Annotated in this window: 18 protein-coding genes and 1 rRNA gene; 5 read left to right on the forward strand and 14 right to left on the reverse strand. The window is 71.4% G+C overall.

All coding sequences use genetic code 11. The features are described from left to right. The first annotated feature begins 20 nt into the window (after positions 1-20). Positions 21-137, forward strand: a 5S ribosomal RNA gene (rrf, locus tag AC1DUE_RS06290). A 46-nt stretch (positions 138-183) separates the two neighbouring features. On the opposite strand, the gene AC1DUE_RS06295 is transcribed toward rrf, so the two are convergent. From AC1DUE_RS06295 to AC1DUE_RS06330, 8 genes are all read right to left on the reverse strand, one after another. Then, a complete protein-coding gene (locus tag AC1DUE_RS06295) occupies positions 184-639 on the reverse strand; it encodes an AAA family ATPase (RefSeq protein ID WP_477038547.1) in 456 nt (151 codons plus the stop codon). Positions 640-652: 13 nt separating this feature from the next. Beyond that, positions 653-2,836, reverse strand: a complete 2,184-nt coding sequence (glgB, locus tag AC1DUE_RS06300) for a 1,4-alpha-glucan branching protein GlgB (protein WP_477038548.1) — start codon at positions 2,834-2,836, stop codon at positions 653-655. Positions 2,837-2,898: 62 nt separating this feature from the next. Beyond that, positions 2,899-3,750, reverse strand: coding sequence for a LacI family DNA-binding transcriptional regulator (locus AC1DUE_RS06305; RefSeq protein WP_477038549.1), 852 nt, complete (start codon positions 3,748-3,750; stop codon positions 2,899-2,901). 10 nt (positions 3,751-3,760) lie between these two features. Further along, on the reverse strand, positions 3,761-3,919 hold the full coding sequence (locus tag AC1DUE_RS06310; RefSeq protein WP_477038550.1) for a hypothetical protein: 159 nt from the start codon (positions 3,917-3,919) through the stop codon (positions 3,761-3,763). After that, positions 3,916-6,387 carry a glycoside hydrolase family 2 protein gene (locus tag AC1DUE_RS06315; protein ID WP_477038551.1) on the reverse strand — a complete coding sequence of 824 codons (2,472 nt, stop codon included), beginning with the start codon at positions 6,385-6,387 and terminating at the stop codon, positions 3,916-3,918. Before AC1DUE_RS06315 ends, AC1DUE_RS06310 begins: the two co-directional genes overlap by 4 nt. Positions 6,388-6,402: 15 nt before the next feature. After that, complete coding sequence (locus tag AC1DUE_RS06320) at positions 6,403-7,224, reverse strand: carbohydrate ABC transporter permease (RefSeq protein ID WP_477038552.1); 822 nt, start codon at positions 7,222-7,224, stop codon at positions 6,403-6,405. Next, positions 7,221-8,174, reverse strand: a complete 954-nt coding sequence (locus tag AC1DUE_RS06325; RefSeq protein ID WP_477038553.1) for a carbohydrate ABC transporter permease — start codon at positions 8,172-8,174, stop codon at positions 7,221-7,223. Before AC1DUE_RS06325 ends, AC1DUE_RS06320 begins: the two co-directional genes overlap by 4 nt. 76 nt (positions 8,175-8,250) lie before the next feature. Next, positions 8,251-9,546, reverse strand: coding sequence for an ABC transporter substrate-binding protein (locus AC1DUE_RS06330; RefSeq protein ID WP_477038554.1), 1,296 nt, complete (start codon positions 9,544-9,546; stop codon positions 8,251-8,253). Between the two features lie 220 nt (positions 9,547-9,766). Between AC1DUE_RS06330 and AC1DUE_RS06335 the strand changes: the two genes are divergently transcribed. Continuing rightward, complete coding sequence (locus AC1DUE_RS06335) at positions 9,767-10,993, forward strand: ROK family transcriptional regulator (protein WP_477038555.1); 1,227 nt, start codon at positions 9,767-9,769, stop codon at positions 10,991-10,993. A gap of 28 nt (positions 10,994-11,021) precedes the next feature. Beyond that, complete coding sequence (locus tag AC1DUE_RS06340; protein WP_477038556.1) at positions 11,022-12,434, forward strand: glycoside hydrolase family 28 protein; 1,413 nt, start codon at positions 11,022-11,024, stop codon at positions 12,432-12,434. Here AC1DUE_RS06340 and AC1DUE_RS06345 read toward each other — a convergent pair. The 5 genes from AC1DUE_RS06345 to glgX form a co-directional block, all read right to left on the reverse strand. Beyond that, complete coding sequence (locus tag AC1DUE_RS06345; RefSeq protein WP_477038557.1) at positions 12,424-13,650, reverse strand: maltokinase N-terminal cap-like domain-containing protein; 1,227 nt, start codon at positions 13,648-13,650, stop codon at positions 12,424-12,426. The two genes, AC1DUE_RS06340 and AC1DUE_RS06345, sit on opposite strands and share 11 nt — an antisense overlap. Continuing rightward, a complete protein-coding gene (gene treS / locus AC1DUE_RS06350) occupies positions 13,647-15,401 on the reverse strand; it encodes a maltose alpha-D-glucosyltransferase (RefSeq protein WP_477038558.1) in 1,755 nt (584 codons plus the stop codon). The genes AC1DUE_RS06345 and treS overlap by 4 nt, the downstream gene beginning before the upstream one ends. Then, on the reverse strand, positions 15,398-17,407 hold the full coding sequence (locus tag AC1DUE_RS06355; protein WP_477038559.1) for an alpha-1,4-glucan--maltose-1-phosphate maltosyltransferase: 2,010 nt from the start codon (positions 17,405-17,407) through the stop codon (positions 15,398-15,400). The genes treS and AC1DUE_RS06355 overlap by 4 nt, the downstream gene beginning before the upstream one ends. A gap of 63 nt (positions 17,408-17,470) precedes the next feature. Further along, on the reverse strand, positions 17,471-19,117 hold the full coding sequence (locus AC1DUE_RS06360; RefSeq protein WP_477038560.1) for an FAD-binding dehydrogenase: 1,647 nt from the start codon (positions 19,115-19,117) through the stop codon (positions 17,471-17,473). A gap of 38 nt (positions 19,118-19,155) precedes the next feature. Continuing rightward, positions 19,156-21,342, reverse strand: coding sequence for a glycogen debranching protein GlgX (gene glgX, locus AC1DUE_RS06365; protein WP_477038561.1), 2,187 nt, complete (start codon positions 21,340-21,342; stop codon positions 19,156-19,158). 103 nt (positions 21,343-21,445) lie between these two features. On the opposite strand from glgX, the gene AC1DUE_RS06370 reads away from it, so the two are divergent. Both AC1DUE_RS06370 and AC1DUE_RS06375 read left to right on the forward strand, forming a co-directional pair. Next, positions 21,446-22,240: an electron transfer flavoprotein subunit beta/FixA family protein gene (locus tag AC1DUE_RS06370; protein ID WP_477038562.1), complete on the forward strand. Its 795-nt coding sequence runs from the start codon at positions 21,446-21,448 to the stop codon at positions 22,238-22,240. 23 nt (positions 22,241-22,263) lie between these two features. Next, entirely contained in the window at positions 22,264-23,250 is a 987-nt protein-coding gene (locus AC1DUE_RS06375; RefSeq protein ID WP_477038563.1) for an electron transfer flavoprotein subunit alpha/FixB family protein, read from the forward strand. Here AC1DUE_RS06375 and AC1DUE_RS06380 read toward each other — a convergent pair. Continuing rightward, positions 23,240-24,685, reverse strand: a complete 1,446-nt coding sequence (locus tag AC1DUE_RS06380) for an outer membrane protein assembly factor BamB family protein (RefSeq protein ID WP_477038564.1) — start codon at positions 24,683-24,685, stop codon at positions 23,240-23,242. The two genes, AC1DUE_RS06375 and AC1DUE_RS06380, sit on opposite strands and share 11 nt — an antisense overlap. Between the last annotated feature and the right edge of the window lie 7 nt (positions 24,686-24,692).

Consider the following 24,692-nt stretch of genomic DNA (forward strand, 5'->3'; position numbering starts at 1 on the left):
GTTTGACAACTCGACAACGTTACGGCGGTCATAGCGAAGGGGAAACGCCCGGTCCCATTCCGAACCCGGAAGCTAAGCCCTTCAGCGCCGATGGTACTGCACTCGCCAGGGTGTGGGAGAGTAGGACGCCGCCGGACATCATTCAGGAAAGCCCACCCCTTCGGGGGTGGGCTTTTCCTGTTTCTACGGGTGTTTGTCGCCCAGCAGAAGCGCCTCGACCTCGTCGGCAAGGGACTCCACCGGACGCCGGCCGTCCAGCTCCAGGTTGGCGCCGTTGCGCAGGAGCGGTTCGACGGTCGCGGTGTAGTGCGCGATCTCGGCACGGTCGGCACTCGTCGAGCCGTACGGGTTGTTCGTGCGCGAGCCCACCCGCTCCAGAAGGACGTCCAGCGGTGCGCTGAGCAGGATGACGTGCTCGAAGCGGTCGTAGAAGCGGCCCTGGTTCTCGACTGTCCCGTCGACGACGATGTCGGGGTACTCGTCGAGAAGCCGGGCTACCCTCGGCTCGTCCCAGGTGCCGTCGGCGAGGATCCAGCCGTCGACGTCGGTGTCGACCGTGCGGTGGCCTCGCCGGCGCAGCTCCTCGAGCAGGGTCGTCTTGCCCGCGCCCGACATCCCGGTGATCAGGATGCGCGGCACGGGCGGTCCGGCCTCAGGACGTGGCTTCGAAGACCACGACGCCCAGCGGGGGGACGCGGATCGAGGCGGAGGCCGGGCGACCGTAGTGCTCGACGTCCTCGGCGTGGATCTCTCCGAGGTTGCCGACGCCGGAGCCGCCGTAGGCCACGGAGTCCGAGTTGTAGATCTCGCGCCACGTGCCGCTCTTGGGCAGCGCGAGCCGGTACTCCTCGTGCGGGACGCCGGCGAAGTTGACGACGACCGCCACCGGGGGCACGTCGACGCCCTTGCGCAGGTAGGCGAGGGTGTTGCGGAACGCGTCGTCGGATTCGATCCACTCGAACCCGTCGGGGCTGTGGTCGAGCTGCCAGAGCGCCGGCGTCTCGCGGTACACGCGGTTGAGGTCGGTGACCGAGCGCATGACGCCCTGGTGCGCCGGGTCGTTCAGGGCGTGCCAGTCGAGGGAGCGAGACTCGGCCCACTCGGTCTGCTGGGCGAACTCGCTGCCCATGAAGAGCAGCTGCTTGCCGGGGTGGGTCCACTGGTAGCCGAGCAGCAGTCGGACGCCGGCGAGCTTCTGCCAGTGGTCGCCGGGCATCCGCTCGTAGAGGGAACCCTTGCCGTGCACGACCTCGTCGTGGCTGATGGGCAGGACGAACCGCTCGGAGTACGCGTAGACCATCGAGAAGGTGATCTCGTTGTGGTGGTAGCGCCGGTGGATCGGCTCCTCCGTCAGGTAGCGGAGGGTGTCGTTCATCCAGCCCATGTTCCACTTCAGGCCGAAGCCGAGGCCGTTGCCGTCGGTGGGGGCCGTGACACCGGGCCAGGCGGTGGACTCCTCCGCGATCATCATGATCCCCGGGGTCCGCCGGTAGGCCGTGGCGTTGGCCTCCTGCAGGAACGAGATGGCGTCCAGGTTCTCGCGGCCGCCGAACTGGTTGGGCCGCCACTGGCCGGCCTTGCGGGAGTAGTCGAGGTAGAGCATCGAGGCGACGGCGTCCACACGCAGCCCGTCGACGTGGAACTCCTCGAGCCAGAACGTGGCGTTGGCGACGAGGAAGTTGCGCACCTCGGCACGGCCGAAGTTGAAGACGTACGTGCCCCAGTCGGGGTGCTCGCCCAGCAGCGGGTCCGGGTGCTCGTAGAGCGAGGTGCCGTCGAACTGCGCCAGGGACCACTCGTCCTTGGGGAAGTGCGCGGGCACCCAGTCGACGATGACGCCGACGCCGGCGCGGTGCAGGGTGTCGACGAGGTAGCGGAAGTCGTCGGGGTGGCCGAACCGGGAGGTCGGCGCGAAGTAGGAGGACACCTGGTAGCCCCACGAGCCGCCGAACGGGTGCTCGGCGACGGGCAGCAGCTCGACGTGCGTGAACCCGAGGGCCAGGACGTGCTCGGTGAGCTGGTGCGCGAGGTCGCGGTAGGACAGGCCGACGCGCCAGGAGCCGAGGTGGACCTCGTAGACGCTCATGGCCGCGGTGTGCGGGTCGCGGGCGGTGCGTCCGGCGATCCAGTCCTGGTCGCTCCAGACGAAGCCCTCCTCGACGACGACGGACGCGGTGGCGGGCGGGACCTCGGTGCCGCGGGCCAGCGGGTCGGCCTTCTGCCGCCAGGAGCCGTCCTGGCCGAGGACCTCGAACTTGTAGCGGGCACCGGCGCGGACGCCCGGGGCGAAGATCTCCCAGACACCGCTGTCGCCGAGCGAGCGCATCGCGTGCGACGCACCCTGCCAGTAGTTGAAGTCACCGACGACGCGCACCGCGCGGGCGTTCGGCGCCCAGACGGCGAACGACGTGCCGCTGACCTCGCCGAGCTCGCCGGGGTAGTGGCGCACGTTGGCGCCCAGCACGGTCCACAGCTGCTCGTGCCGACCCTCGCGCACCAGGTGGCGGTCCAGCTCCTGCACGGTGGGCAGGAAGCGGTAGGGGTCGTCGGCGGTCGTGGTCAGGGCGTTGTACGTGACCTCGAGGCGGTAGTCGGGCACGTCGGCGACCGGGAGGACGGCCACCCAGATGCCGTCCTGCTCGTGCCGCGCGGGGATCCGACCGGTCGCGGTGACCACCACGACGGCGTCCGCGAGCGGCCGCAGGGTGCGGATGGTGATGCCACTGCCGCCGGCGTGTGGACCCAGCACGTCGTGCGGCGCGTACGACGTGCCATGCGCGACGCTGCGGAGCACGTCTGTGTCGACAGGGACCGGGGACGGTGCGGCCGGGCTCATCCCCCTACCCAACCACCCGGGAGACGTTTGCGCAGGTCCGTCGCCTGAGTGACCTGTGACACCTACGCGCTGATCGGGGCCCGGGAGGTCGAGCGGCGGGCCTGCAGGCGGGGCAGGGGAGCCATGTAGGCGGTGACCGGACCCCCCGCGAGCATGTTGAGCAGGCAGTCCGCCACCTGCATGCCCATGGCCTGGACGTCGAGGCTCATCGCGGAGATCGTCGGGTTGGCCAGCCGGCACAGCGCGGAGTCGTCCCAGGCGAGCAGCGAGAGCTGGTCGGGGACGGCGACGCCCATCTCGGCGGCGACCCCGACGGCGGCGACTGCCATGACGTCGTTGTCGAACACGATGGCAGTCGGGTTGGCGCCCCGGCCCAGGAGAGCGCGGGTGCAGCGCTCGCCGGACGTGTCGGTGTAGTCGCCCTCGACGATCGTGCCGTCGACGCCGAAGCGGGCGCACTCCTCGACGAAGGCCCCGCTGCGCAGCCGGGTGTGCTCGAACGCGGCCGGTCCGCTGACGCGGGCCAGGCGGCGGTGCCCGAGGTCGACCAGGTACCCGACCGCGTCGCGCATCGCCTGGGCGTCGTCGATCCACACGTTGGAGAAGCCGAAACCGCTGCGCGGGCCGCCGACCACGACGGCGGGCAGCCCGAGCTCTTCGACGACGGCCAGCCGGGGATCGTTCTCGGTGAGGTTGACGATCACCACGGCGTCGACCATCCCGCCCGCGGACCAGCGGCGGTAGGCGGCGATCTCGGCGTCCATGTCCTTCACGACGTGCAGCAGCAGGGACCGGCCGTCGGTGGCCAGGACCTCCTCCATGCCCGCGATGAGCTCCATGAAGAAGGGCTCGAGGCCGAGCATCCGCGCCGGCCGCGCGAGCACGAGCCCGACGGCGTCCGCGCGATGAGTCATGCGCGCGAGCCTAGCCGCTGACCCGCGCGACCAGGGCCGCCCGCGACGCGTGGACCAGCGAGCCCACGCATCGGAGCGCCAGGTGCGCGACGAGGCCGGCCGGGTCGGGCGGCCGCTCGGTCCGCACGACGAACCGGTGCTGCTCGCCGGGCAGGCGGGTCGTGCTCACGAGGCCGCGGCCCGGGTGCGCGACGCCTCGTTGGCCGAGCGCAGGACCGGCGCGCGGGTCAGCGACTCGGCGAGGTCGGTCCGGTCCGTGCGCACGAGGAACGTGGTGGACGCACCCGCGGGGAGCGTGACTAGGGCCTCGTCGACGGTCGCGGCGGCGTCCGCACGGTCCGCGAGGAGGGTCACGTCGCGGGCGAGCGAGGTCGCGGTCACCGTCACCTCGTAGCCGTCGGCGACCTTCTCGACGTGCGTCCGCACGGGGTTCGGGTCGAGGTCCAGCTCGACGTCGTCGAGCCAGGTGTGCGCGGTGCGGATGTCGTCGAGCTCCGCGACGAGCACCTCGGCCCGCGGGTCGAGCGGCGCACGGACGTCGGTGGGGAGGGACAGCAGCGCGACCGACCGCGGCATGACGTCGACCGCGAGCACGGCGTCGGCGAGCAGCGTCCCGTCGAACCGCTCACGGCGGACGGACACGGATCCGGACCAGCGCCGGTCGGAGTCGTTGACCACGGAAAGCACCTCGAGGCCGTCGCGCACCTGCACCGTGAGGATCCGGTCGGCGAACGAGGCGCGCAGCGCGTGCCACAGCGGCTTGCGCCGCTCGTCGCCGTCGACGGCGGCCCAGGACGTCACCGGCCAGCAGTCGTTGAGCTGCCAGACGATCGCGCCGGCCGTGCGCGGCCACCACGAGCGGTAGTGCGTCACCGCGTACGCGACCGCGCGCGCCTGGTTGAGCTGCGTCGTCCAGTGCCAGTCGGAGAAGTCGGCGGGCACCCCGAGGTGGGGCGCCATGCCCCGGTCGAGCTTGCCGTTGCCGTCCTCGGCCTTCTGGTGCAGCAGGAAGACCGGGTCCTCCTTCTCGAGCGGCGACCCGTCGGCGTTGCGGACCGCCCGCGCGAGGGTTGCCCAGGCGGGCGGGCCCTGGAAGCCGAACTCGGAGCAGAATCGGGGGATGTCGGCGCGGTAGGCGGTGTAGTCGACGCGGTTCCACACCTCCCACTCGTGGTGCGTGCCGTGGTCGGGGTCGTTGGGGTGGATGCCGACCGGCGAGGACGGGCTGCCGGGGGAGTAGGGGCGTGTGGGGTCCAGCTCGGCGACGATCGACGGGAACAGCTCGTCGTAGTAGCCGGACCCCCAGGTCCGTCCCTCGAGGTCGTCCTTCCACCCCCAGTCCTCGAAGCCCCAGAGGTTCTCGTTCCCGCCGTTCCAGATCACCAGCGACGGGTGGGCGGACAGGCGAGCGACGTGCTCGCGGGCCTCCGCCTCGAACTCCGAGCGGTGCGGCTCCTCCTCCGGGTACGCCGCGCAGGCCAGCGGGAAGTCCTGCCAGACCATGATGCCCGCGGCGTCGCACACGTCGTAGAAGTCCTCGGACTCGTAGACGCCGCCGCCCCAGACGCGCAGGAGGTTGAGGTTGGCGCCGACGGCCTGGTCGATCCGACGGGCCAACCGCTCGCGCGTGATGCGGGTGAGCAGGTGGTCGTCGGGGATCCAGTTGGCACCGCGGGCGAACACCGGCGTGCCGTTGACGCTCAGGACGAAGGCGGAGCCGGACTCGTCGGCGGACGTGTCCAGCTCGACGGTCCGCAGGCCGATGCGGCGGTGCCAGCTGTCCAGGCGCTCGACGCCGGCGGTCAGCTCGACGTCGATCTCGTACAGCGGCTGCTCGCCGTAGCCCACTGGCCACCAGAGCTTGGCGTCGGGGACCTCGGCCACGAGCACCGCGCTCGTCGTGCCGGGCGGCAGCGTGCCGGTCACGACGACGTCGCCCACGCGTGCGCGCAGCCCGAGCGCGCTCTCGGACGCCTCGAGACCGGAGCGCTCGACGTCCACGTGCACCGACACCGTGGCCTCGGTCCCGGCCACCGTGACGAGCGGGCGGACCGAGGACAGCCGGGCGGTGCGCCACCGCTGGACCGACGCGGGCTTCCAGAGACCGGCCGTCTGCAGGTCGGGTCCCCAGTCCCAGCCGAAGCTGCACGCCATCTTGCGGACCATGTTCAGGGGAGCAGGGTAGGCGCCGGGGCGGCCGCCGATGCGCAGCGCCTCCTGCTCGGCGTGGGTCAGGGCGCTGGCGAAGTCGACGGCGAGCGTCGTGTCACCGGTGGCGAGCGCACGGACGTCGAACCGATAGCTGCGGTGCATGTTCGCGGTGCGCGCGACCTCGACACCGCCCAGCGTGATCGTCGCGACCGTGTCCAGGCCTTCCAGGACGAGGTCGACCCGCTCGTCGGGCTCGGCGGGGTCGAGCGTCAGCGGACGCTCGTAGCGCCAGTCGACGCGGTGCATCCAGGCGAGCTCGGCCTCGGCGAGGTCGACGTACGGGTCGACGATCAGGCCGGCCGTCAGCAGGTCCGTGTGCACCGTGCCGGGCACCTGTGCGGGCACGACCTGGCCGACGAGGTTGTCGGGCACGGGACCGGCCGTCGCACGCAGCGTCCAGCCCTGGTCGAGGGTGGTGATGAACATTGAGAAAGCTCCTAGTTACTTGACCGCGCCGGCGGACAGGCCGTTGTAGATGAACCGCTGCAGCAGCAGGAAGACGATCAGGGTCGGGATGATCACAATGATCGCGCCGGCCGACAGCACCTCCCACTGGGTCCCGAACGGTCCCTTGAAGCGGAACAGGGAGGTCGAGACGACGCCGAGCTGCTGGGACGGCATGTAGAGGAACGGGATGTAGAACTCGTTGTAGATCGCGATGCCCTTGATGATCACGACGGTCGCGATCGCGGGCTTCAGCAGGGGGAAGATGATGCGCCGGTAGATGGTGAAGTGGTTGGCGCCGTCGAGCGTGGCCGCCTCGTCCAGCGACACCGGGATCGAGCGCATGAACTGCACGAAGATGTAGATAGACACGATGTCGGTGCCCATGAACAGCGCGATCGGCGCGAGCCGGGTGTTGTACAGCCCGAGGGTGTTGACCACCTGGAACGTCGCGACCTGCGTGGTCACGGCCGGCACCAGGGTGGCCAGCAGGAACAGCGCCACGATGAGCTTCTTGAACCGGAACTCGAACCGGTCGATGGCGTACGCGGCCATGGTGCCGATCACGATCGTCCCGAACACCGAGACGACCAGGATGATCGTCGTGTTCACGAACGCGGTCGCCATCCCCGCCTCGGTGAACGCCTTCGTGAAGTTCGAGAACGTGATGCTCGTCGGCAGGTCCAGCGGGCCGCTCGTCGCGTAGTCCTGCGCCGTCTTCAGGGAGGTCAGCAGGAGCACGACGAGCGGGATGAGAGCCGCCGCGCAGGCCACCACCAGGCTCGTGTACTTGCCGGTCCCGGCGAGTGCAGCCTTCATGTCAGGTCCACCTTCTCGTCGGGCACCAGCACGCGTTGCAGCCAGGTGATCAGCAGGATGAGGATCAGCAGGATCACGGCCATGGCCGACGCGAGGCCGACCTTGTTGAAGTTGAACGCCGTCTTGATCGTCTGGATCACGAACGTGGCCGAGCCGTTGGCGCCGTCGAGCATCACGAACGGGATCTCGAAGACCCCGAGGCTGCCCGCGATCGCGAGGATGAACGACAGGCTGATGATCGGCTTGATGCCCGGCGCGATGATGTAGCGGAACATGTGCCAGCGGCTCGCACCGTCGAGCTCGGCGGCCTCGTAGATGCCCCGCGGGATCGACTGGATCGCGCCCAGGAAGAGCACGAAGTTCAGGCCCATGTACCGCCAGACCGACGTGCTGGCCAACGAGTAGTTGACGAGGTCCGGGTTGCCGAGCCACTGCGGGGTGGAGTCGATGCCGACCACCCCGAGCAGCGAGTCGAGCGTGCCGCCGGGCCGGAAGAAGTACAGGAACACGAACGAGACGGCGACCCCGTTGATGAGGTTGGGGAAGAAGAGCACGCCCTTGAACACGCCCTTGAACCTCGTCCTGAAGGTCAGGAGCGTCGCGAAGTACAGGGCGAGCGCGATCTGCACGACCGAGGCGACGATGTAGTAGAGGCTGACGAAGAAGACCTTGAACAGCTCGGGCCGCGTGAAGAACTCGACGTAGTTGTCGAGGCCGACGAAGTTCTTCGTCTTGCTCAGGCCGTTCCAGTCGGTGACCGAGTACCAGAACATGTTCACGACGGGGATGTACGTGAACACGACCAGGAACAGGATCGGGACGATCAGGAACAGCCACGGCGTGATGCGCCAGCCGTGGGACGTCGCGGCCTGCTTCGGTGCACGCTCCTGACGGAGCTTGAGGCGCGGGCGTCGCGCGGGCGGCGCGGGTGCGTCGACCATGCCGGTCATGGGGACTCCTCGGGTGCTGCGGGCAGGAGGGGGCAGGTGCCGGGCGGCGCGAGGGGCCGCGCCGCCCGGCGTCTTCTCACATGGCCCCGTTGGCCCACTTCGAGTTGAGCTGCTCGAAGATCTGCTCCTTGGTCTGGCCCGAGGCGCCGCGGGCGGCGTCGATCAGCTCGCGGTAGTAGTCGGGCTGGTCGATGCCGACCTCGGAGTTCTTGCTGCGGTCCGACAGCTCGGGCGACGGCGTCATCTCGAGGTACTCGACACCGGTGGCCTCGAAGTCCTTGAGGTTGTCGGACGGCGGGTCGGCCTTGACCGTCGGCAGTCCGCCGGCCACCTGGTAGAAGCCCGACTCGTCGATGAACCAGTCGAACCACGCGCGAGCAGCGGCCTTGTGCTTCGAGTTCACGTTGATCGCGAGCTGGCGGTCACCGCCCACGGGGGAGTGCAGCTTGCCGTCGACCTCGACGGGCGCCGGCATGAAGCCGATGTCCGCGGGGTCGGTGCCGGCGGTCGTGGCGGCGTCCTGCATCTGCGGGACGGCCCAGGAACCGAGCACCATCGCGCCGATCTTGCCCGTGGCCAGGAGGTTCTTGGAGTCCTCCCAGTTGGTCGTCGTGGGGTCGTCCTCGATGAGGCCGGCTGCGGCGATGTCGTAGAGGAGGGAGTCGACCTCGTACTTCTCGCTGCCCTCGGTCCACGGCGCGTCGTCCTTGGCCATCTTGACCAGGGCGTCCTTGTCGCCGGAGTACGCGCCCATGAGGCCCTGCGGCCAGGTGAGCGGCCAGCCGTCCTTGTAGTTGGTGTAGAGCGGCACGGCGTCGCCCTTGTCCTTGATCGCCTGCAGGTCGTCCATGAACTCCTTGGTCGACGTCGGCTCGCCTGTGATGCCCGCGTCGGCGAAGACCTTCTTGTTGTAGACGATGCCGTTGGCGTTGCCGAAGGTGGCCAGCGCGTAGACCTCGCCGTCGGCGGCCTGCTCGTTGACGAACCGGTACTTCTGGCCGAGCTCGTCGGTGGTGCCGAGAGGCTCGAAGAAGGACGACAGGTCGGCGTTCGCCACGCCCGTGGGCATGATGAGGACGTCGCCGTAGTCGTCGGTGTTCATGCGGGTCTTGACCTCACCGTCGTAGTCGGTGACGGCCTCGAACGTGACCTTGACGTCCGGGTACTTGGCCTCGAACGTCTTCTTGTAGTCGGCGAACGTCGTGTCGACGAGGTCCGTGCGGTTGGTCAGGACCGTGATGTCGCCGGACGGCGTGCCGTCGTCGGCGGAGGAGTCGTCGCTGCTGGAGCCGCTGGAGCAGGCGGCGGTGAGGGCGAGGAGCGTTGCGGTGGCCGCGGCGGCCATGATCTTCCTGCGTCGGAAGGGGGACATCGATGTTCCTCTCGGCTGGACGGCACGTCTGCGTGCCGGCGCGGGGTGGGGAGGGCCCCGGGGGGTTCGGCGCTGCTCCCTTGCCACATTCTTAGTTCGGTGAATAAAGTAAGTCAAGAGCGCACGGCGAACCCGTTGACCGTGGCTCGACCGCTACCGTGTGAGGCGTCCGTGACCTGGGGAGCTCTCCGCGAAACGGCCCAGGCGACAAGGAGGACCCGTGAGTCACCCCGCAGGTGTGGGCACTCCTCACGTCTCCAGCCGCGCCGCGCTCCTCGACGTGATCCGGGCCGCTGGACAGATCAGCCGCGTGGACCTCGCCCGGGAGACCGGCCTCACGGGAGCGACCGTCTCCACCGTGGTCCGACGTCTGATCGACGACGGCCTCGTGGTGGAGGTGGGCCGAGCGGAGTCGACCGGTGGCAAGCCCGCCGTGCTGCTCTCGCTCGAGCCGGAGGCGCGGTACGCCGTCGGCGTGCACCTCGACCACGGTGGCATCACGTACGTCATCGCCGACCTCGGCGGCGCCGTGGTCAGCCGCTGGCGTCGACCCGGGGCCGGCGCGGACGCGCCGGAGGCCGTGGTCGAGCGGGTGGCGGCCGAGCTGCGCGCGCTCGTGTCGCAGGCGGGCATCGACCCCGACCGGATCCTCGGGCTCGGCGTCGTGTCGCCGGGTCCGATCACGCAGGCCACAGCGGTCGCGCTCACGCCGCCGGTCATGCAGGCGTGGACGGACTTCCCGCTCGCCGACGCCCTGCAGACCGCCGTCGGCCTGCCCGTGCTGCTCGAGAACGACGCGACCGCAGCCGCCGTCGGGGAGTACTGGGGCGGTCAGATCGACGCGTCCAGCTGCTTCGCCGCGCTCTACATGGGCACCGGCGTCGGCGCGGGGGTCATCGTGAACGGCGACGTCTTCCGTGGGTCCAGCGGCAACACGGCCGAGATCGGGCACATCTGCCTCGACGTCGACGGTCCGCCGTGCTGGTGCGGCGCCGTCGGCTGCGTCGAGGTGCTGGCCGGTCCCGCGGCGGTGGTCGCCAAGGCCCGTGCCGCCGGGATCGAGCTTCCTGGGGTGGGGGTCGCGGAGGACTTCGCGGCCGTGTCCCGGGCCGCGATGCGGGAGGAGGGGGTCGCGCGGGACATCGTGCAGTCCTCGGCCCGCTACCTCGCCGTGGCGGCGCAGGCCCTCGCGAACATCCTCGACCTCGATCAGATCGTCCTGACCGGGCCGTCCCTGGCCATCGCGGGCTCGCTGTACGTCCCCGCCATCCGCGACCACCTGAACCGCACGTTCTTCGGTCGGGCGAGCCACCCGGTCGACGTGGTCATCTCCCCGCACGCCTCCGAAGCGGCCGCCATCGGTGGCGCCGCGCTGGTGCTCAAGAGCGAGCTCGCTCCGCGGCACTCCTTCCAGCGGGCAGCAAGCGCCACGGCGCGGCTCGCCTGAACGTTCCCTCGAGGAAGAGGACTTTGCCATGCCTGTTTACGACATCCGCGAGCACGGCGCCGTCGGTGACGGCACGACCAACGACGCGGCGGCGATCCAGTCGGCGATCGACGCGTGCCACGGCGCGGGCGGAGGGACCGTCCTGGTCCCGGCCGGCGCGACCTTCCTGACAGGCTCGATCGAGCTGCGGTCGAACGTCGAGCTGCACGTCGAGCGCGGGGCAACCCTGGCGGGCAGCGGCGACGTGGCCGACTACACGGCCAGGCTCGAGGTCGGGGCACTCTCGGGCGGCGTGGTCGACGACGAGAACGACGCCGCGCTCATGCTCATCACCGCCCGCGACGCGACGAACATCGCGATCACCGGCGCAGGCACGATCAACGGCGCGGGTCGGCACTTCATCCGCGAGGACCTGGGCACCATCTACCGCTGCCCGAACCAGCGTCCGTTCACGCTCTTCCTGATGGGCTGCGACCGCCTGGTGATCCGGGACGTGCGCATCGAGGACGCGGCCCTGTGGTGCGTGCGCCTCAGTGGATGCGAAGACGTGCTCATCCACGGGGTCACCATCGACACGGACCTGAAGTACCCGAACGCCGACGGGATCGACCTCGACCGCTGCCGCCGCGTGCGGATCAGCGACTGCGAGATCTCCTCCGGCGACGACGCCATCTCGCTCAAGACCTGCGAGGAGTTCCCCGACTACGGGATCACGTCCGACGTCGTCATCACCAACTGCACGCTCCAGTCGACGTCCAGCGCCGTCGTCGTCGGGGTCGACGCCGTGGCGGACATCCGCAACGTCATCGTCACCGGCTGCGTCATCCGCTCGTCGCACCGCGGCCTGGCCGTCAACCTCGGCCAGGAGGGCAACTTCGAGAACATCCTGTTCTCCGACTGCGTCGTGGAGACCCGGCACTTCGCCGGCGGCTGGTGGGGGCACGGCGAACCGATCTACGTCAACGTCGGCGCCTGGCACGACGCGGTCGGACGGCTGCGCAACGTGCGGTTCCGCAACATCTTGGCCCGCGCCGAGAACAGCGCGTACATCGGCTCGGACGCGCCGGGACTCATCGAGGGTGTCGTGCTCGACGGTGTGCGGATCGAGCTGGACCGCTGGTCGAGCTGGCCGGCCGGCGAGTACGACCGGCGCCCGACCACCGACGGCCCGCAGGTCTACGCGCACCCCACGTCGGGCATCCATATCGACACGGCAACGGACGTGACGCTGCGCAACTGCGAGGTGGTGTGGGCCGGCACCGACGAGCACTTCGCGCACGCGGTCGAGGCGATCGACGTCGACGGCCTGGTCATCGAGGGTCTGCGCGGGGCAGCGGCCCGGCCAGGGCTCGAGGCGGTGGCGATCCGCCGCCGCGAGCCCGGCGAGGTGCGCTACCCCGTCGCCGTACCCGTGCCGGTGATGATCCCCGCTAGCTCGTGAGGCGCTCGAGGCCGGCCACCGCGATCGGCAGCCAGTCGGGGCGGTTGCGGGACTCGTACACGGCCTCGTAGAGGGTCTTGTCCAGCTCGAGCGCGCGCACCAGCGTCGCGTGCTCGTCGAGGCCGTAGCCCGCGAGCAGGCCGTCGCGCGCCGCCGTCGTCCACTCCCGCGCGGGCGGCCCGGTCAGGCCGCCGACCGCCGCCGCGTAGTCGATGGACCGCAGGAGCCCGGCCACGTCGCGCACGGCGAGGTCGGGCTTCGTGCGCTGCGCGAGCGGGGCCAGCGGCTCGCCCTCGAAGTCGGTGATGTACCAGGTCCCGTGCGAGCGCAGCACCTGGCCGAGGTGCAGGTCACCGTGCACGCGCTGGCGCGGCGGAGCCGCACCCAGCGACCGGACCTCGGCGGCCACGGCGGCGACCCCGTCGGCGAACCGCGCGAGCGACGGCACGGCGGACAGGGCCCAGGAGAACCGGTTCTCGACGGCCCGGGCCACCTCCTCGGTGCCCGACGAGGTGACGCCGTACGACGACACGAGCGCCTCGTGCATCCCGCGCGTGACGGCACCGAGGTCGGTCGCGGGAGCTGCGAACGACTCACCCCGGCCGGCATAGGCGCAGGCCAGCTCGAACCCGTCCTCGGCCTGGTCGACGAAGGCGGCGATCACGCCGAGGTACCCGGGCTCGTCGGCACCCGGCCAGGTCGCCTGGAGCCAGGCCAGCGGTGCGGGGACGTTCTGCCAGCCGACCGAGACGAGGTGGCGTGGCACGTCGACGTCGGGGTTCTCGCCGGGCGCCACGGCCCGCAGGACCTTGAGGATCCCGGTGCCGAGGATCACGGAGGTGTTCGACTGCTCGCCGGTGATCATCCGGGCGGTCGAGACGTCCGCCTGCAGACCCGGCCCGTCGGCCGCAGCGAGCCACGCCCTCAGGAACGCCGGGTGCGCCGCGCCGTCGCAGACCGGACGGCCGTCGAACGACCCGATGACGTCGCCCTCGGACGAGCCCAGGACCAGCGGCACCTGCAGGACCACGTCGATCGACCCGGCGTGCACGCGCACCAGCAGGATGCGCACGTCGTCGGCAAGATCGATGCTTCCGACCACCGACAGGTCGGCCGCGACGCCCTTGGCCGGGTACCAGCGCCGCCCCGGCAACCACCCCCGGACCACCTCCAGGAGGCGGTCGTCGTCGGAGGAGGTGCGGGCGGTCAACGTCACGGGGCGGTCAGCTCCAACCAGTAGAAGTCGCGCGAGCCGAGCGTGAACGAGCAGATGCCGTCCGGGCCGACGGGGAGGAAGTCCGCGCCGCCGAACACGTCGTGCATGCCCCAGCCCTCACGGCCGGGCAGGCTGATCGTGGCGGCGCGCGCGGTGGAGGCCATGTTGGCCACGACGAGCAGGGTCTCCGACGGGGTCCGTCGGCAGAACGCCAGCACCGAGTCGTTGTCGCAGGTCAGCACCTCGAACTCGCCGGCGCCGAGGGCCGGGTGCTGGCGCCGGACGGTCAGCATGCCGCGCACCCAGTGCAGCAGCGAGGTCGGCTGGGCCAGCTGCGCCTCGACGTTGGTGTGGCTGTAGTGGTGCACGAGCGACTGGACCAGCGGGAGGTAGAGCTTGCCCGGGTCGGCGGTGCTGAACCCCGCGTTGCGGTCGGGCGTCCACTGCATCGGGGTGCGGACCGAGTCGCGGTCGGGCAGCCAGATGTTGTCGCCCATGCCGATCTCGTCGCCGTAGTAGAGGCACGGGCTGCCGGGCAGGGACAGCAGGAGCGCGTGCGCGAGCTCGATCTCCTTGCGCGAGTTGTCCAGCAGGGGGGCGAGGCGTCGTCGGATCCCCACGTTGGCGCGCATCCGGGAGTCCGGCGCGTACCAGCCGTACATCGACGCGCGCTCCTCGGTGGACACCATCTCGAGCGTGAGCTCGTCGTGGTTGCGCAGGAACGTGCTCCACTGCGCACCGTTCTTCGGGATCGGCGGGGTGTCGGCAAGGATGTCGATGATCTGCGTCGCGCGCTGGTCCCGGATGCCGTAGTAGATGCGCGGCATCACAGGGAAGTGGAAGCACATGTGGCACTCGGGCTCGGCCTCGGAGCCGAAGTAGTGCACGACGTCCTCGGGCCACTGGTTGGCCTCGGCCAGCATGATCCGGCCGGGGAACTCCGTGTCGATCATCTTGCGGACCGTGCGCAGGAACGCGTGCGTCTCGGGCAGGTTCTCGCAGTTGGTGCCCTCGGCCTCGAACAGGTACGGCACCGCGTCCAGCCGGAACCCGTCGACGCCGATGCCCAGCCAGAACCGGCCCACGTCGAGCATCGCCTCGACGACGCGCGGGTTCTCGAAGTTCAGGTCCGGCTGGTGGCTGAAGAACCGGTGCCAGAAGTACTGCCGGCGCACCGGGTCGAAGGTCCAGTTGGACGTCTCGGTGTCGACGAAGATGATGCGCGCGTCCTGGTAGCGCGTGTTGTCGTCGGACCACACGTAGAAGTCGCCGTAGGGGCCCTCGGGGTCGGACCGGGACGCCTGGAACCAGGGGTGCTGGTCGCTCGTGTGGTTCATGACGAGGTCGACGACGATCCGCATCCCGCGGGCGTGCACCTGCTCGATGAGCTCCGTGAAGTCGGCCATGGTGCCGTACTGGCCGGCGATCGCGGTGTAGTCGGCCACGTCGTAGCCGCCGTCGCGCAGCGGGCTCGGGTAGAACGGCGGCAGCCACAGGCAGTCGATGCCCAGCCACTGCAGGTAGTCGAGCCTGTCGATCAGCCCGCGCAGGTCGCCGCTGCCCGCGCCCGAGGAGTCGGAGAACGTGCGGAGCATGACCTCGTAGAACACCGCGGTCCGGTACCACTCCGAGTCCTCGACCAGGCCCGTCTGCTCCGACGAGGCGGGCACGGACGGCTGGCGTCGGCTCGGCAGGGAGAGCTGCGCCGTCGTGGGCGCAGGCTCGCGGGAGTGCCGGCCGACGGCGGTCACGGCGAGACCAGACGGATCACGTGCGCGGCGCGGACCACGGGATCGAGCCGGACGAACGCGGGCGACGACCACTCGTACGCGTCGTCGGACAGCACGTCGTGCGCGACGACCGGCCTGCCGTGCTCCAGCCCGAGGGCGTCGAGGTCCAGCTCGACCCACCCCTCCCGCGCGTTCGCCGTGTCCAGGTTGACGATGACGAGGATCGTGTCGTCGCGCCCGGTCGGGGAGTTCTCGGCCGACAGGTGCCGGGAGAACGCGATGAGCGCGTCGTCGGACGTCGGGTGGATGTGCAGGTTGCGCAGCTGCTGCAGGGCGGGGTGGTTGCGCCGGATCTCGTTCAGCCGCCCGAGCAGCCGGTTGATGCCGATCGGGTCCGCGACGGCCCACATCCGGGGCTTGAACTCGTACTTCTCGTTGTCGATCTGCTCGTCGACACCCGGCCTCGGCACGTTCTCGACCAGCTCGTAGCCGGAGTAGATGCCCCAGGTCGGTGCCCCGAGCGCCGCCAGGACAGCGCGCACCGCGAAGCCCCGCACGCCCGTGGCCTGCAGGTACGGCGGGAGGATGTCGTGCGTCGTCGGCCAGAAGCTGGGGCGCATCCAGGAGCCCTGCTCGCCGGACACCTCGGACAGGTACTCCGCGATCTCGTCCTTGGTGTTGCGCCAGGTGAAGTACGTGTACGACTGGTGGAACCCGACCTTGGCCAGCGTCTGCATCATGGCCGGCCGCGTGAACGCCTCGGACAGGAAGATGACGTCGGGGTGGTCGGCCCGGACCGAGGCCAGGATCCGCTCCCAGAAGTCGAGCGGCTTGGTGTGCGGGTTGTCCACGCGGAACAGGGTCACGCCGTGGTCGATCCACACCTGCAGGACCCGACGGATCTCGTGGTAGATGCCCTCGGGGTCGTTGTCGAAGTTCAGCGGGTAGATGTCCTGGTACTTCTTGGGCGGGTTCTCCGCGTAGGCGATCGTGCCGTCCGCGCGCGTGGTGAACCACTCCGGGTGCGCCGAGACCCACGGGTGGTCCGGCGAGCACTGAAGCGCGATGTCGAGCGCGACCTCCATGCCGAGCGCACGGCTCTGCGCGACGAAGAAGTCGAAGTCGTCGAAGGTGCCCAGCGACGGCTCGATCGCGTCGTGGCCGCCGTCCTTCGAGCCGATGGCGTACGGGGAGCCCGGGTCGCCCGGCTCGGCGTGCAAGGAGTTGTTGCGGCCCTTGCGGTACGTGGTGCCGATCGGGTGCACGGGCGTCAGGTAGACGACGTCGAACCCCATGCCCGCGATCCGCGGCAGGTCGAGGGCAGCGGTGCGCAGCGTGCCGGTGGTCCACTCGTTCGTGTAGTAGTCGTACGTCGCGCCCGAGGAGCGGGGGAAGAGCTCGTACCAGGAGCCCGCGAGCGCGAGCGGCCGGTCCACGACCAGCGGGTAGGACGGCGACCTCGTGACCACGTCGCGGATGGGGTGCTCGTCGAGCGCGGCCCGCACCTCGCGGGTCAGGCCCGCGGCCAGCCGGTCGTTGGGTGGGCGGGTGTGGTCGCGCAGGCCCTCGACGGCCTCCTTCAGCACGGGTGCGACGCCCTTGGTGCCCTTGCGACGGGCCGCCTTCTCCAGCAGGAGCGCGCCCTCGGTGAGCATGAGCTCGACGTCGACGCCGGCCTCGACCTTGATCGACGCGTCGTGCGCCCAGGTGCCGTACGGGTCGGACCAGCCCTCGACGCGGAACGTCCAGGTCCCGGTGCTGGTCGGCACCACGCGCGCCTCGAACCGGTCGAGACCGGGGGCGATGTCGACCATGCGCGCGCTGGCGCGGTCGACGCCTGACGGGTCGGTGAGCACGGCGGTCGCGCCGACGGCGTCGTGCCCCTCACGGAACACCGTCGCGCGGATCGGGACGGCTTCGCCGACCACCGCCTTCGCCGGGAACCGCCCGGCCTCGGCGACGGGGGAGACGTCGACGACGGGGATGCGGCCGATGGTCGGGCTTGTCTCGCCCGGGGAAGTCGTCACAGTCCCGAACCTAGCCGTAGGTCCAGGTGGCGGGCATCTGGAGGCGAGATGTGGGACGGATGTTCAGCGCAGCGTCGTCGCCAGTGCACGTCCGGTGGTGCGTCCGGTGAAGAGGCAACCGCCCAGGAAGGTGCCCTCGAGGGCGCGGTGGCCGTGCACGCCGCCGCCGCCGAAGCCGGCGGCCTCGCCCACGGCCCACAGCCCCGGCAGGACCTGGCCGTCGGGTCGCAGGACGCGGCCCTCGAGGTCGGTGTGCAGGCCGCCGAGGGTCTTGCGCGTGAGCACGGACAGGCGCACCGCGAGGAGCGGGCCGTGCGCCGGGTCGAGCAGGCGGTGCGGCTTGGCCACGCGGATCAGGCGGTCGACGACGAAGCGGCGGGCCATGGCGGTCGCGACGACCTGCGGGTCCTTGCCCAGACCGGTGGCGACCTGCTGGTCGCGGGCCTCGATGGTCTGGGCCAGTGCCTCCGCGGAGATCCGGGACGTGCCCGAGAGGGCGTTCATCTTCGCCGCCAGCTCGGCCGGGGTGTCCGCCCAGAGGAACTCGTCGGACTTCTCCGCGAACTTCTCCACGGGACCGACCGCGCCCGGCTTGACGCGTTCGAGCAGCAGGCGCAGGTCCTTGCCGGTCAGGTCCGGGTTCTGCTCCGAGCCGGACAGCGCGAACTCCGCGCCGAGGATCGTCTTGTCGAGCACGAACCACGAGTGGTCGTCGCCACGCGACGTGATGTGCTGCAGCGCGCCGAGGGCGTCGAAGCCGGGGAACAGGGGTGCGGGCAGCCGGTTGCCGTCCGCGTCGAGCCACAGGCTGCTCGGGCCCGCGAGGATGCGGATGCCGTGCCGGCTCCAGACCGGCGAGTGGTTGGTGATGCCCTCGGGGTAGTGCCACATGCGGTCCTCGTGCACCACGGCGGCACCGCCCGCGCGCGCGGCCTCGATGCCGGAGCCGTCCACGTGGTCGGGCACGCCGGACAGCATCCGCGCGGGCAGGGTGCCGGCCTCGGACGGCCAGGTCGCGCGCACGCGGTCGTGGTCGGCGCCGATGCCGCCGGTCGCGATCACGACTGACTCCGCCGCCAGTTCGAACGGGCGCACGACGGTCCGGGTGCTCGGCACGGCGCGGTCGACGCCGTCGGAGGCCAGCACGTCGCCGCGCACGCCGGTCACGACCCCGTCGGTGGTGACCAGGCCGGTGACGCGGTGCCGGAACCGCACGTCGACCTGGCCGGCGCGGCGGGCGTCGAGCAGGGCGCGGACGAACGGCTCGAGGATCCCCGGGCCGGTGCCCCACGTGACGTGGAACCGGGGGACCGAGTTGCCGTGCCCGCCGGCCTCGTAGCCGCCGCGCTCGGCCCACTGCACCAGCGGGAACCACTTCACGCCCTGCCCGGCGAGCCAGGGGCGCATCTCGCCGGCGGCGAACGACACGAACCCCTCGGCCCAGGCCCGGCCCCAGCGGTCGTCGGGGCCGAACTGCGCGGAACCCAGCCAGTCGGCGAGCGCCAGCTCGGCGGAGTCCTTGACGCCGAGGCGCCGCTGCTCGGGCGAGTCGACGAGGAACAGGCCGCCGAACGACCAGAACGCCTGACCACCGAGGCTCGCCCCGTTCTCGGCGTCCAGGAGGGTCACGTGGCGGCCCGCGGCGAGCAGCTCGGCGGTGGCGACGAGCCCGGCCAGGCCCGCGCCGACGACAACGACGGTGTTGTTCATGCCCGTACGGTACGCCTGCTGGACATGTGTCCAGAAGGTCAGACCAGCACGTACACCCGCATGCTCATCGGCTCGATCACGGACGCCTCGCCGGGCTCGGCGTGCAGCCCGCCCTCGATCGCCACCGCGGACTCCTCGTTCGGGTGCTCCCAGACCGAGTCCCACGCCAGGCGCCACTTGCCGCCGTGGTCGTCGGCCAGCACCAGGTGCATGGCGTCGAGCGAGCCGTTGATGACCAGCAGGACGGTGTCCTTCTCCGGCAGCGCCGCGGTGCGGACCATCTGGAGGGTGCGCACCGACGGGTCGTGCCAGCGGTCGTGGTCGAACGGGACGCCGAGGGCGTCGAACCAGGCGAGGTCCGGCCGCTTGTCCTGCTTGACCGGCCGGCCCGTGTAGAACTGCTCGGTCCGCAGCGCCGGGTGGTCGCGGCGCAGGGTCAACAGCCACCGGGCGGTCGCGAGCATGTCCTTGCGCCACGGGCTCAGGTCCCAGCGCATCCACGAGATCTCGGAGTCCTGGCAGTAGGCGTTGTTGTTGCCCTTCTGCGACCGCCCCATCTCGTCGCCCGCGGTGATCATCGGCACGCCCGCCGAGAGCACGAGGGTGGCGAACAGGTTGCGGATGGAACGCCGGCGCAGCGGCACGAGGTCGACCGCGGGGGACTCCCACGTGACCGGTCCCTCGATGCCGTGGTTCCAGGACCGGTTGTCGTCGGACCCGTCGCGGTTCTGCTCGCCGTTGGCCGCGTTGTGCTTGTGGTCGTACGCGACGAGGTCGGCCATGGTGAAGCCGTCGTGCGCGGTGACGTAGTTGACCGACGCGATGGGGCCGCGGACCAGCGGGGGGTCGCTGTGCCCGAACAGGTCGACCGAGCCGGACAGGCGTGTGGCCAGGTCGCGCACGCGGTGCCCCGGCAGGCCGTGCGCGGCGCGCGCCGGGTCGGCCAGCCAGAACGAGCGCACCGCGTTGCGGAACCGGTCGTTCCACTCGCCGAACGGCTCGGGGAACTGGCCCGTGCGCCAGCCGCCGGGACCGACGTCCCACGGTTCGGCGATGAGCTTGAGGCCGTGCAGGCTCGGGTCGATCGACATCGCGACGAGCGCGGGGTGGTCGGGGGAGTAGCCGCCGCCGTCGCGCCCCAGGGTCACCGCGAGGTCGAACCGGAAGCCGTCGACCCCCACGACGTCGGCCCAGTAGCGCAGGGAGTCCATCGTCATCCGGACCACCTCGGGGCGCCGGAAGTCGAGCGTGTTGCCCGTGCCCGTGACGTCGTCCAGCGCGGCCGGCGCACCGCCGTTGTGCCGGTAGTAGGAGGCGTTGTCCAGGCCGCGCCACGAGAGGTGCTGACCCGGCAGGCCGCCCTCGCACGTGTGGTTGTAGACGACGTCGAGGAGCACCTCGAGCCCCGCCTCGTGCAGCGCGTGGACCGCCGTGCGCAGCTCGTCGAGGACCGCCGCCGGACCCGCCTCGCGAGCGGCGGCCGTGGCGAACTCCGCGTGCGGGGCGAAGAACCCGAGCGTGCTGTAGCCCCAGTAGTTGGTGAGGCCCTTCTCGACGAGGTGCGGCTCCGACGCGAAGGCGTGCACCGGCAGCAGCTCGATCGCCGTGACGCCCAGCCCGAGCAGGTGGTCGACCACCGACGGGTGCGCGAGCCCGGCGTAGGTGCCGCGCAGCTCTGGCGGCATCCGCTCGTTGAGCAGGGTCAGCCCGCGCACGTGCGCCTCGTAGACCACCGAGTGCGACCAGGGCACCCAGGGGCGGTTGGTCGTGGGGTCGGGGCTGCCGAGGTTCTCGGTGTCGACGACCACGGAGTGCGGGACGAACCGCGCCGAGTCGGCGGTGCTCGCCGGACCGTACGGGTCGCCCGCCAGCAGCTCGTCGACCACGTGGCCGTACGTCTCCGGCCCGTAGCCGAGCTCGCCCACGAGGCCGCGCGCGTAGGGGTCGACCAGCAGCTTCGCCGGGTTGTAGCGGTGACCCGCGGCGGGCTCCCACGGGCCGTGCGCCCGGAACCCGTACTCCTGCCCGGCCTGCACGTCCGGCACGCTCGCGCTGAACACCCCGTGCACCGGGCCGTCGAGGCGGACCCGGCGTTCCTTGCGTCCGTCGAACAGGCACAGGTCCACGGCGGTGGCGTGGGCGGCGTACACGGCGACGTCCGCACCGTGGTCGGTCAGGTGCACGCCGAGACGCGGGGCGCGACGGCGTGGGTTGGTCGAGGTCACCTCGACATTGTGGGGGAACGTGCGCGCTCCTGTGCGAACGGCGTGTTTCCGGCTGGCGACACAGGCGTCGGTCGGGGGCGCTGCGGCGGGTAACCTTCCGCGGGTGAGGATCGTCGTGTGCGTGAAGCATGTCCCGGACATCCAGTCGGAGCGGGCCATCGGCCCGGACCACCGCGTGGTGCGGGACGGGGGTGACGGCACCATCAACGAGCTCGACGAGAACGCGCTCGAGGCGGCCATCGCGCTCGTCGAGGCCTCGGAGGGTTCCGTGGTGGCCCTGACGGTGGGTCCGTCCGACGCCGCCGACGCGGTGCGCCGCGGCCTGCAGCTGGGCGCGCAGGAGGCCGTGCACGTGGTCGACGACGCGATCGGCGGCTCCGACGCGATCGGCACCGCGCGCGTGCTCGCGGCCGCGATCCGGCACCTGGACGCGCAGGAGCCGGTGGACCTGGTCCTCACCGGCATGGCCGGCCTCGACGCGCTCACGTCGCTGCTGCCGACGGCGATCGCCGAGCTGCTCGACCTGCCCGCGCTGCCGCTCGCCGCGGAGCTCACGGTCGACGCCGATGCCCGCACGGTCCGCGTCCGGCGCAACCTTGACCACTCCTCCGAGGTGCTCGAGGCGTCGCTGCCCGCGCTCGTCTCCGTGACCGACCAGGCCAACGAGCCGCGCTACCCGGGCTTCAAGGGCATCATGGCGGCCCGCAAGATCCCCATCACGACCCTGACGCTCGCGGACCTCGGCCTGGACGCCACGCGCGTCGGCGCCGCCGGGGCCCGGACCGAGGTGCTCGAGGCCGCCGCGCGCCCGACGCGCGAGAACCGCGTGCTGATCAACGACACCGGCGACGCCGGCGCTCGTCTGGCCGCGTTCCTCGTCGACAACCAGCTCGTCTGACTTCCAGCAGAGGACTTCCTGCCGTGACTGCATCTGCACCCGTGCTCGTCCTGCTCGACCACACCGAGGCCGGCGCCCTGCGCGCGCCCGTCCGCGAGCTGCTGACCCTGGCCCGCTCGCTCGCCGGCGACGAGGCCGTGCACGCCGCCTGGCCGCTCGACGGCGTCGAGCCGTCCGCCGCGGTCATCGACGAGCTCGCCTCGCTCGGCGTCACGCACGTCCACCGGCTCTCGGCCGACGCCGACCTGCACCTGTCGGCCGTGCTGGCCGAGTCGCTCGCGTCGCTGCTCGACGCGACCGGCGCCGGGCTGCTCCTGCTGGAGTCGTCGTTCGAGAACAAGGAGGCGGCCGCGCGCCTCGCCGTCGCCACGGGGGCCGGCGTCATCACGGACGCCGACACGCTCTCGCTCGTGGACGGCCGGTTCGTCGCCGCCAAGACTGTCTTTGCCGGCACGTGGAACACGGCGTGCGCGATCACCGCGCCGCTCGCGATCGTCACGGTCAAGCCGAACAGCGTGGTCGTCTCGACGGTTCCCCCGGTCGCGCCGATCGTGTCCGAGCACGCCGTGTCGGTCAGCGACAAGGCGCGCAGGGTCACGCTGGTCGAGCGGACCGTGCGCCCCGAGAGCGGCCGCCCCGACCTGTCCAGCGCGTCGGTCGTCGTGGCCGGCGGCCGCGGCACCGAGGGCGACTTCTCGCTCGTCGAGGAGCTCGCCGACGTCATCGGCGGCGCCGTCGGAGCCACGCGCGTGGCCACCGACGAGGGCTGGATCGGCCACGACGCCCAGATCGGCCAGACCGGCGTGACGATCGCCCCGAAGCTCTACGTGGGCGTCGGCGTCTCCGGCGCGGTGCACCACCGCGGCGGCATGCAGGCCGCCGGCACGATCGTCGCGATCAACTCCGACCCCGACGCCCCGATCTTCGAGATCGCCGACTTCGGCGTGGTCGGCGACCTGTTCACGGTCCTCCCGCAGGCCGTCGCAGAGCTGCGCCGCCTCAAGGGCTGACGAGCGCGACGAGGGACTGGTCCGCCCGCTCGCCGTACAGGCGACCGCCGATCTGCTCGATCGTGCGGACGTCGAGCGGGTACGGCACCGACCACCGGGGTCGGCCGGTGGACATCTCGTACGCCGCGAGCGTGCGCGTCGCCGACGACGCGACGAGCACCAGCCGGCCGTCGGTCGCCAGCAGGTCGGGCGACGACAAGGCGCTCTCCCAGAGCGTCCGGCCGGAGCGTCCGTCGACCGCGACGACGCCCGAGGCCGTCGGCACGTACACCGTGCCGTCGAGAACGACCCCTGCGGCGTGGCCCGGGCGGACGCCGTCGGCCCGCCACCGTGGCGTGCCGGTGCCGGCGTCCCAGGCGCGCAGGCCCGCTCCGGCCGTGAGCACGATGTCCGGCAGGCTGCCGTCGTCGACGTCGCCGATCCGCACCGGGACGCCCGCCACGGTGACGTCGGCCGGCTCGTCCGCGGCGACCAGGGTGGTCGTCGCCCAGGAGCCGGCACCGTCCTGGAGCTGGAGGAGGTGGTCCCGGACCGCGAAGCCGCCGTCCGTCGACCCGCGCCCCACGTCGTCGCGGACCAGCCTCCCGTGCCCGTCCAGGACGACCCTCGTGCCGAACGTCTCCACCGCGATGTCCGACCCCGACCGGACCAGGCTCGTGGTCCTGCCGCGCAGGCTCCCGGGCTCGGGGACGGCGAGCGGGATGCCGAGGGTCCAGCGCGGATCCCCGTCGAGGCTGTAGGCGGACACCTCGAGACGGCTCGACGTGCTCCCGGCGACGACGACCTGGCCCCGGCCGGACAGCAGCAGGGCCGAACCCCCGACGGGCCACTGCGCCGCGATCGAACCGTCCTCGCCGTCGATGACCTCCACGTGCGTGCGGGTCGGGGTCGTGGTGATCGACTGGCTCGCAGCCGCGACGCCGAGCTGCGGGTTGAGCCGCATGAACCCGTCGGTGACGAGGCAGACGACCTCCGGTGGTGCGCCGGAGCCGCCTGGCGAGACCGCACAGGTGCTGTCGCCGAAGATCCGTGCGCCCGTGGCGCGCGCCGCGGCCGACGCCGGTGAGGGGTCGGTCAGCGTCGAGGTCCACAGCGGCTCTCCGGTCGTCGCGCTCCTCGCCGAGAGCTGCTGCGAACCGTCGTCGACGATCCGGAGCTCCACGAGGCGCTCGTCCTCGAGCGGCCCCCGCCACAAGGGCGAGCCCTGGGCGGAGTCCGCCCACAGGACGTGTGGCGGCGACGCGAGGTCGTCGAGCAGCCCGGCGACCCCGGCCGTGGCGGCGCGCTCCCGGGCGTCCACCACGAGCTGTCCGCCGACCAGGGCGACGACGGCGGCGACGCCGACCGCGATGAGGAGGCGGGTGTGCCGGCGACGGGGTGGACCGGCCGGCACCGCCGGGGTGTCGTCGAGCTCCACCTCGCGCATCGCGCCCATCCAACGA

Source organism: Cellulomonas sp. P4_A2, from assembly GCF_056402515.1.

Excerpts from the sequence above, each read along its gene's own strand:
- glgB (WP_477038548.1), bottom strand. The coding sequence starts at position 2,836 with ATGAGCCCGGCCGCACCGTCCCCGGTCCCTGTCGACACAGACGTGCTC.
- AC1DUE_RS06305 (WP_477038549.1), bottom strand. The coding sequence starts at position 3,750 with ATGACTCATCGCGCGGACGCCGTCGGGCTCGTGCTCGCGCGGCCGGCG.
- AC1DUE_RS06315 (WP_477038551.1), bottom strand. The coding sequence starts at position 6,387 with ATGTTCATCACCACCCTCGACCAGGGCTGGACGCTGCGTGCGACGGCC.
- AC1DUE_RS06320 (WP_477038552.1), bottom strand. The coding sequence starts at position 7,224 with ATGAAGGCTGCACTCGCCGGGACCGGCAAGTACACGAGCCTGGTGGTG.
- AC1DUE_RS06325 (WP_477038553.1), bottom strand. The coding sequence starts at position 8,174 with ATGACCGGCATGGTCGACGCACCCGCGCCGCCCGCGCGACGCCCGCGC.
- AC1DUE_RS06330 (WP_477038554.1), bottom strand. The coding sequence starts at position 9,546 with ATGTCCCCCTTCCGACGCAGGAAGATCATGGCCGCCGCGGCCACCGCA.
- AC1DUE_RS06340 (WP_477038556.1), top strand. The coding sequence starts at position 11,022 with ATGCCTGTTTACGACATCCGCGAGCACGGCGCCGTCGGTGACGGCACG.
- AC1DUE_RS06360 (WP_477038560.1), bottom strand. The coding sequence starts at position 19,117 with ATGAACAACACCGTCGTTGTCGTCGGCGCGGGCCTGGCCGGGCTCGTC.
- AC1DUE_RS06380 (WP_477038564.1), bottom strand. The coding sequence starts at position 24,685 with ATGGGCGCGATGCGCGAGGTGGAGCTCGACGACACCCCGGCGGTGCCG.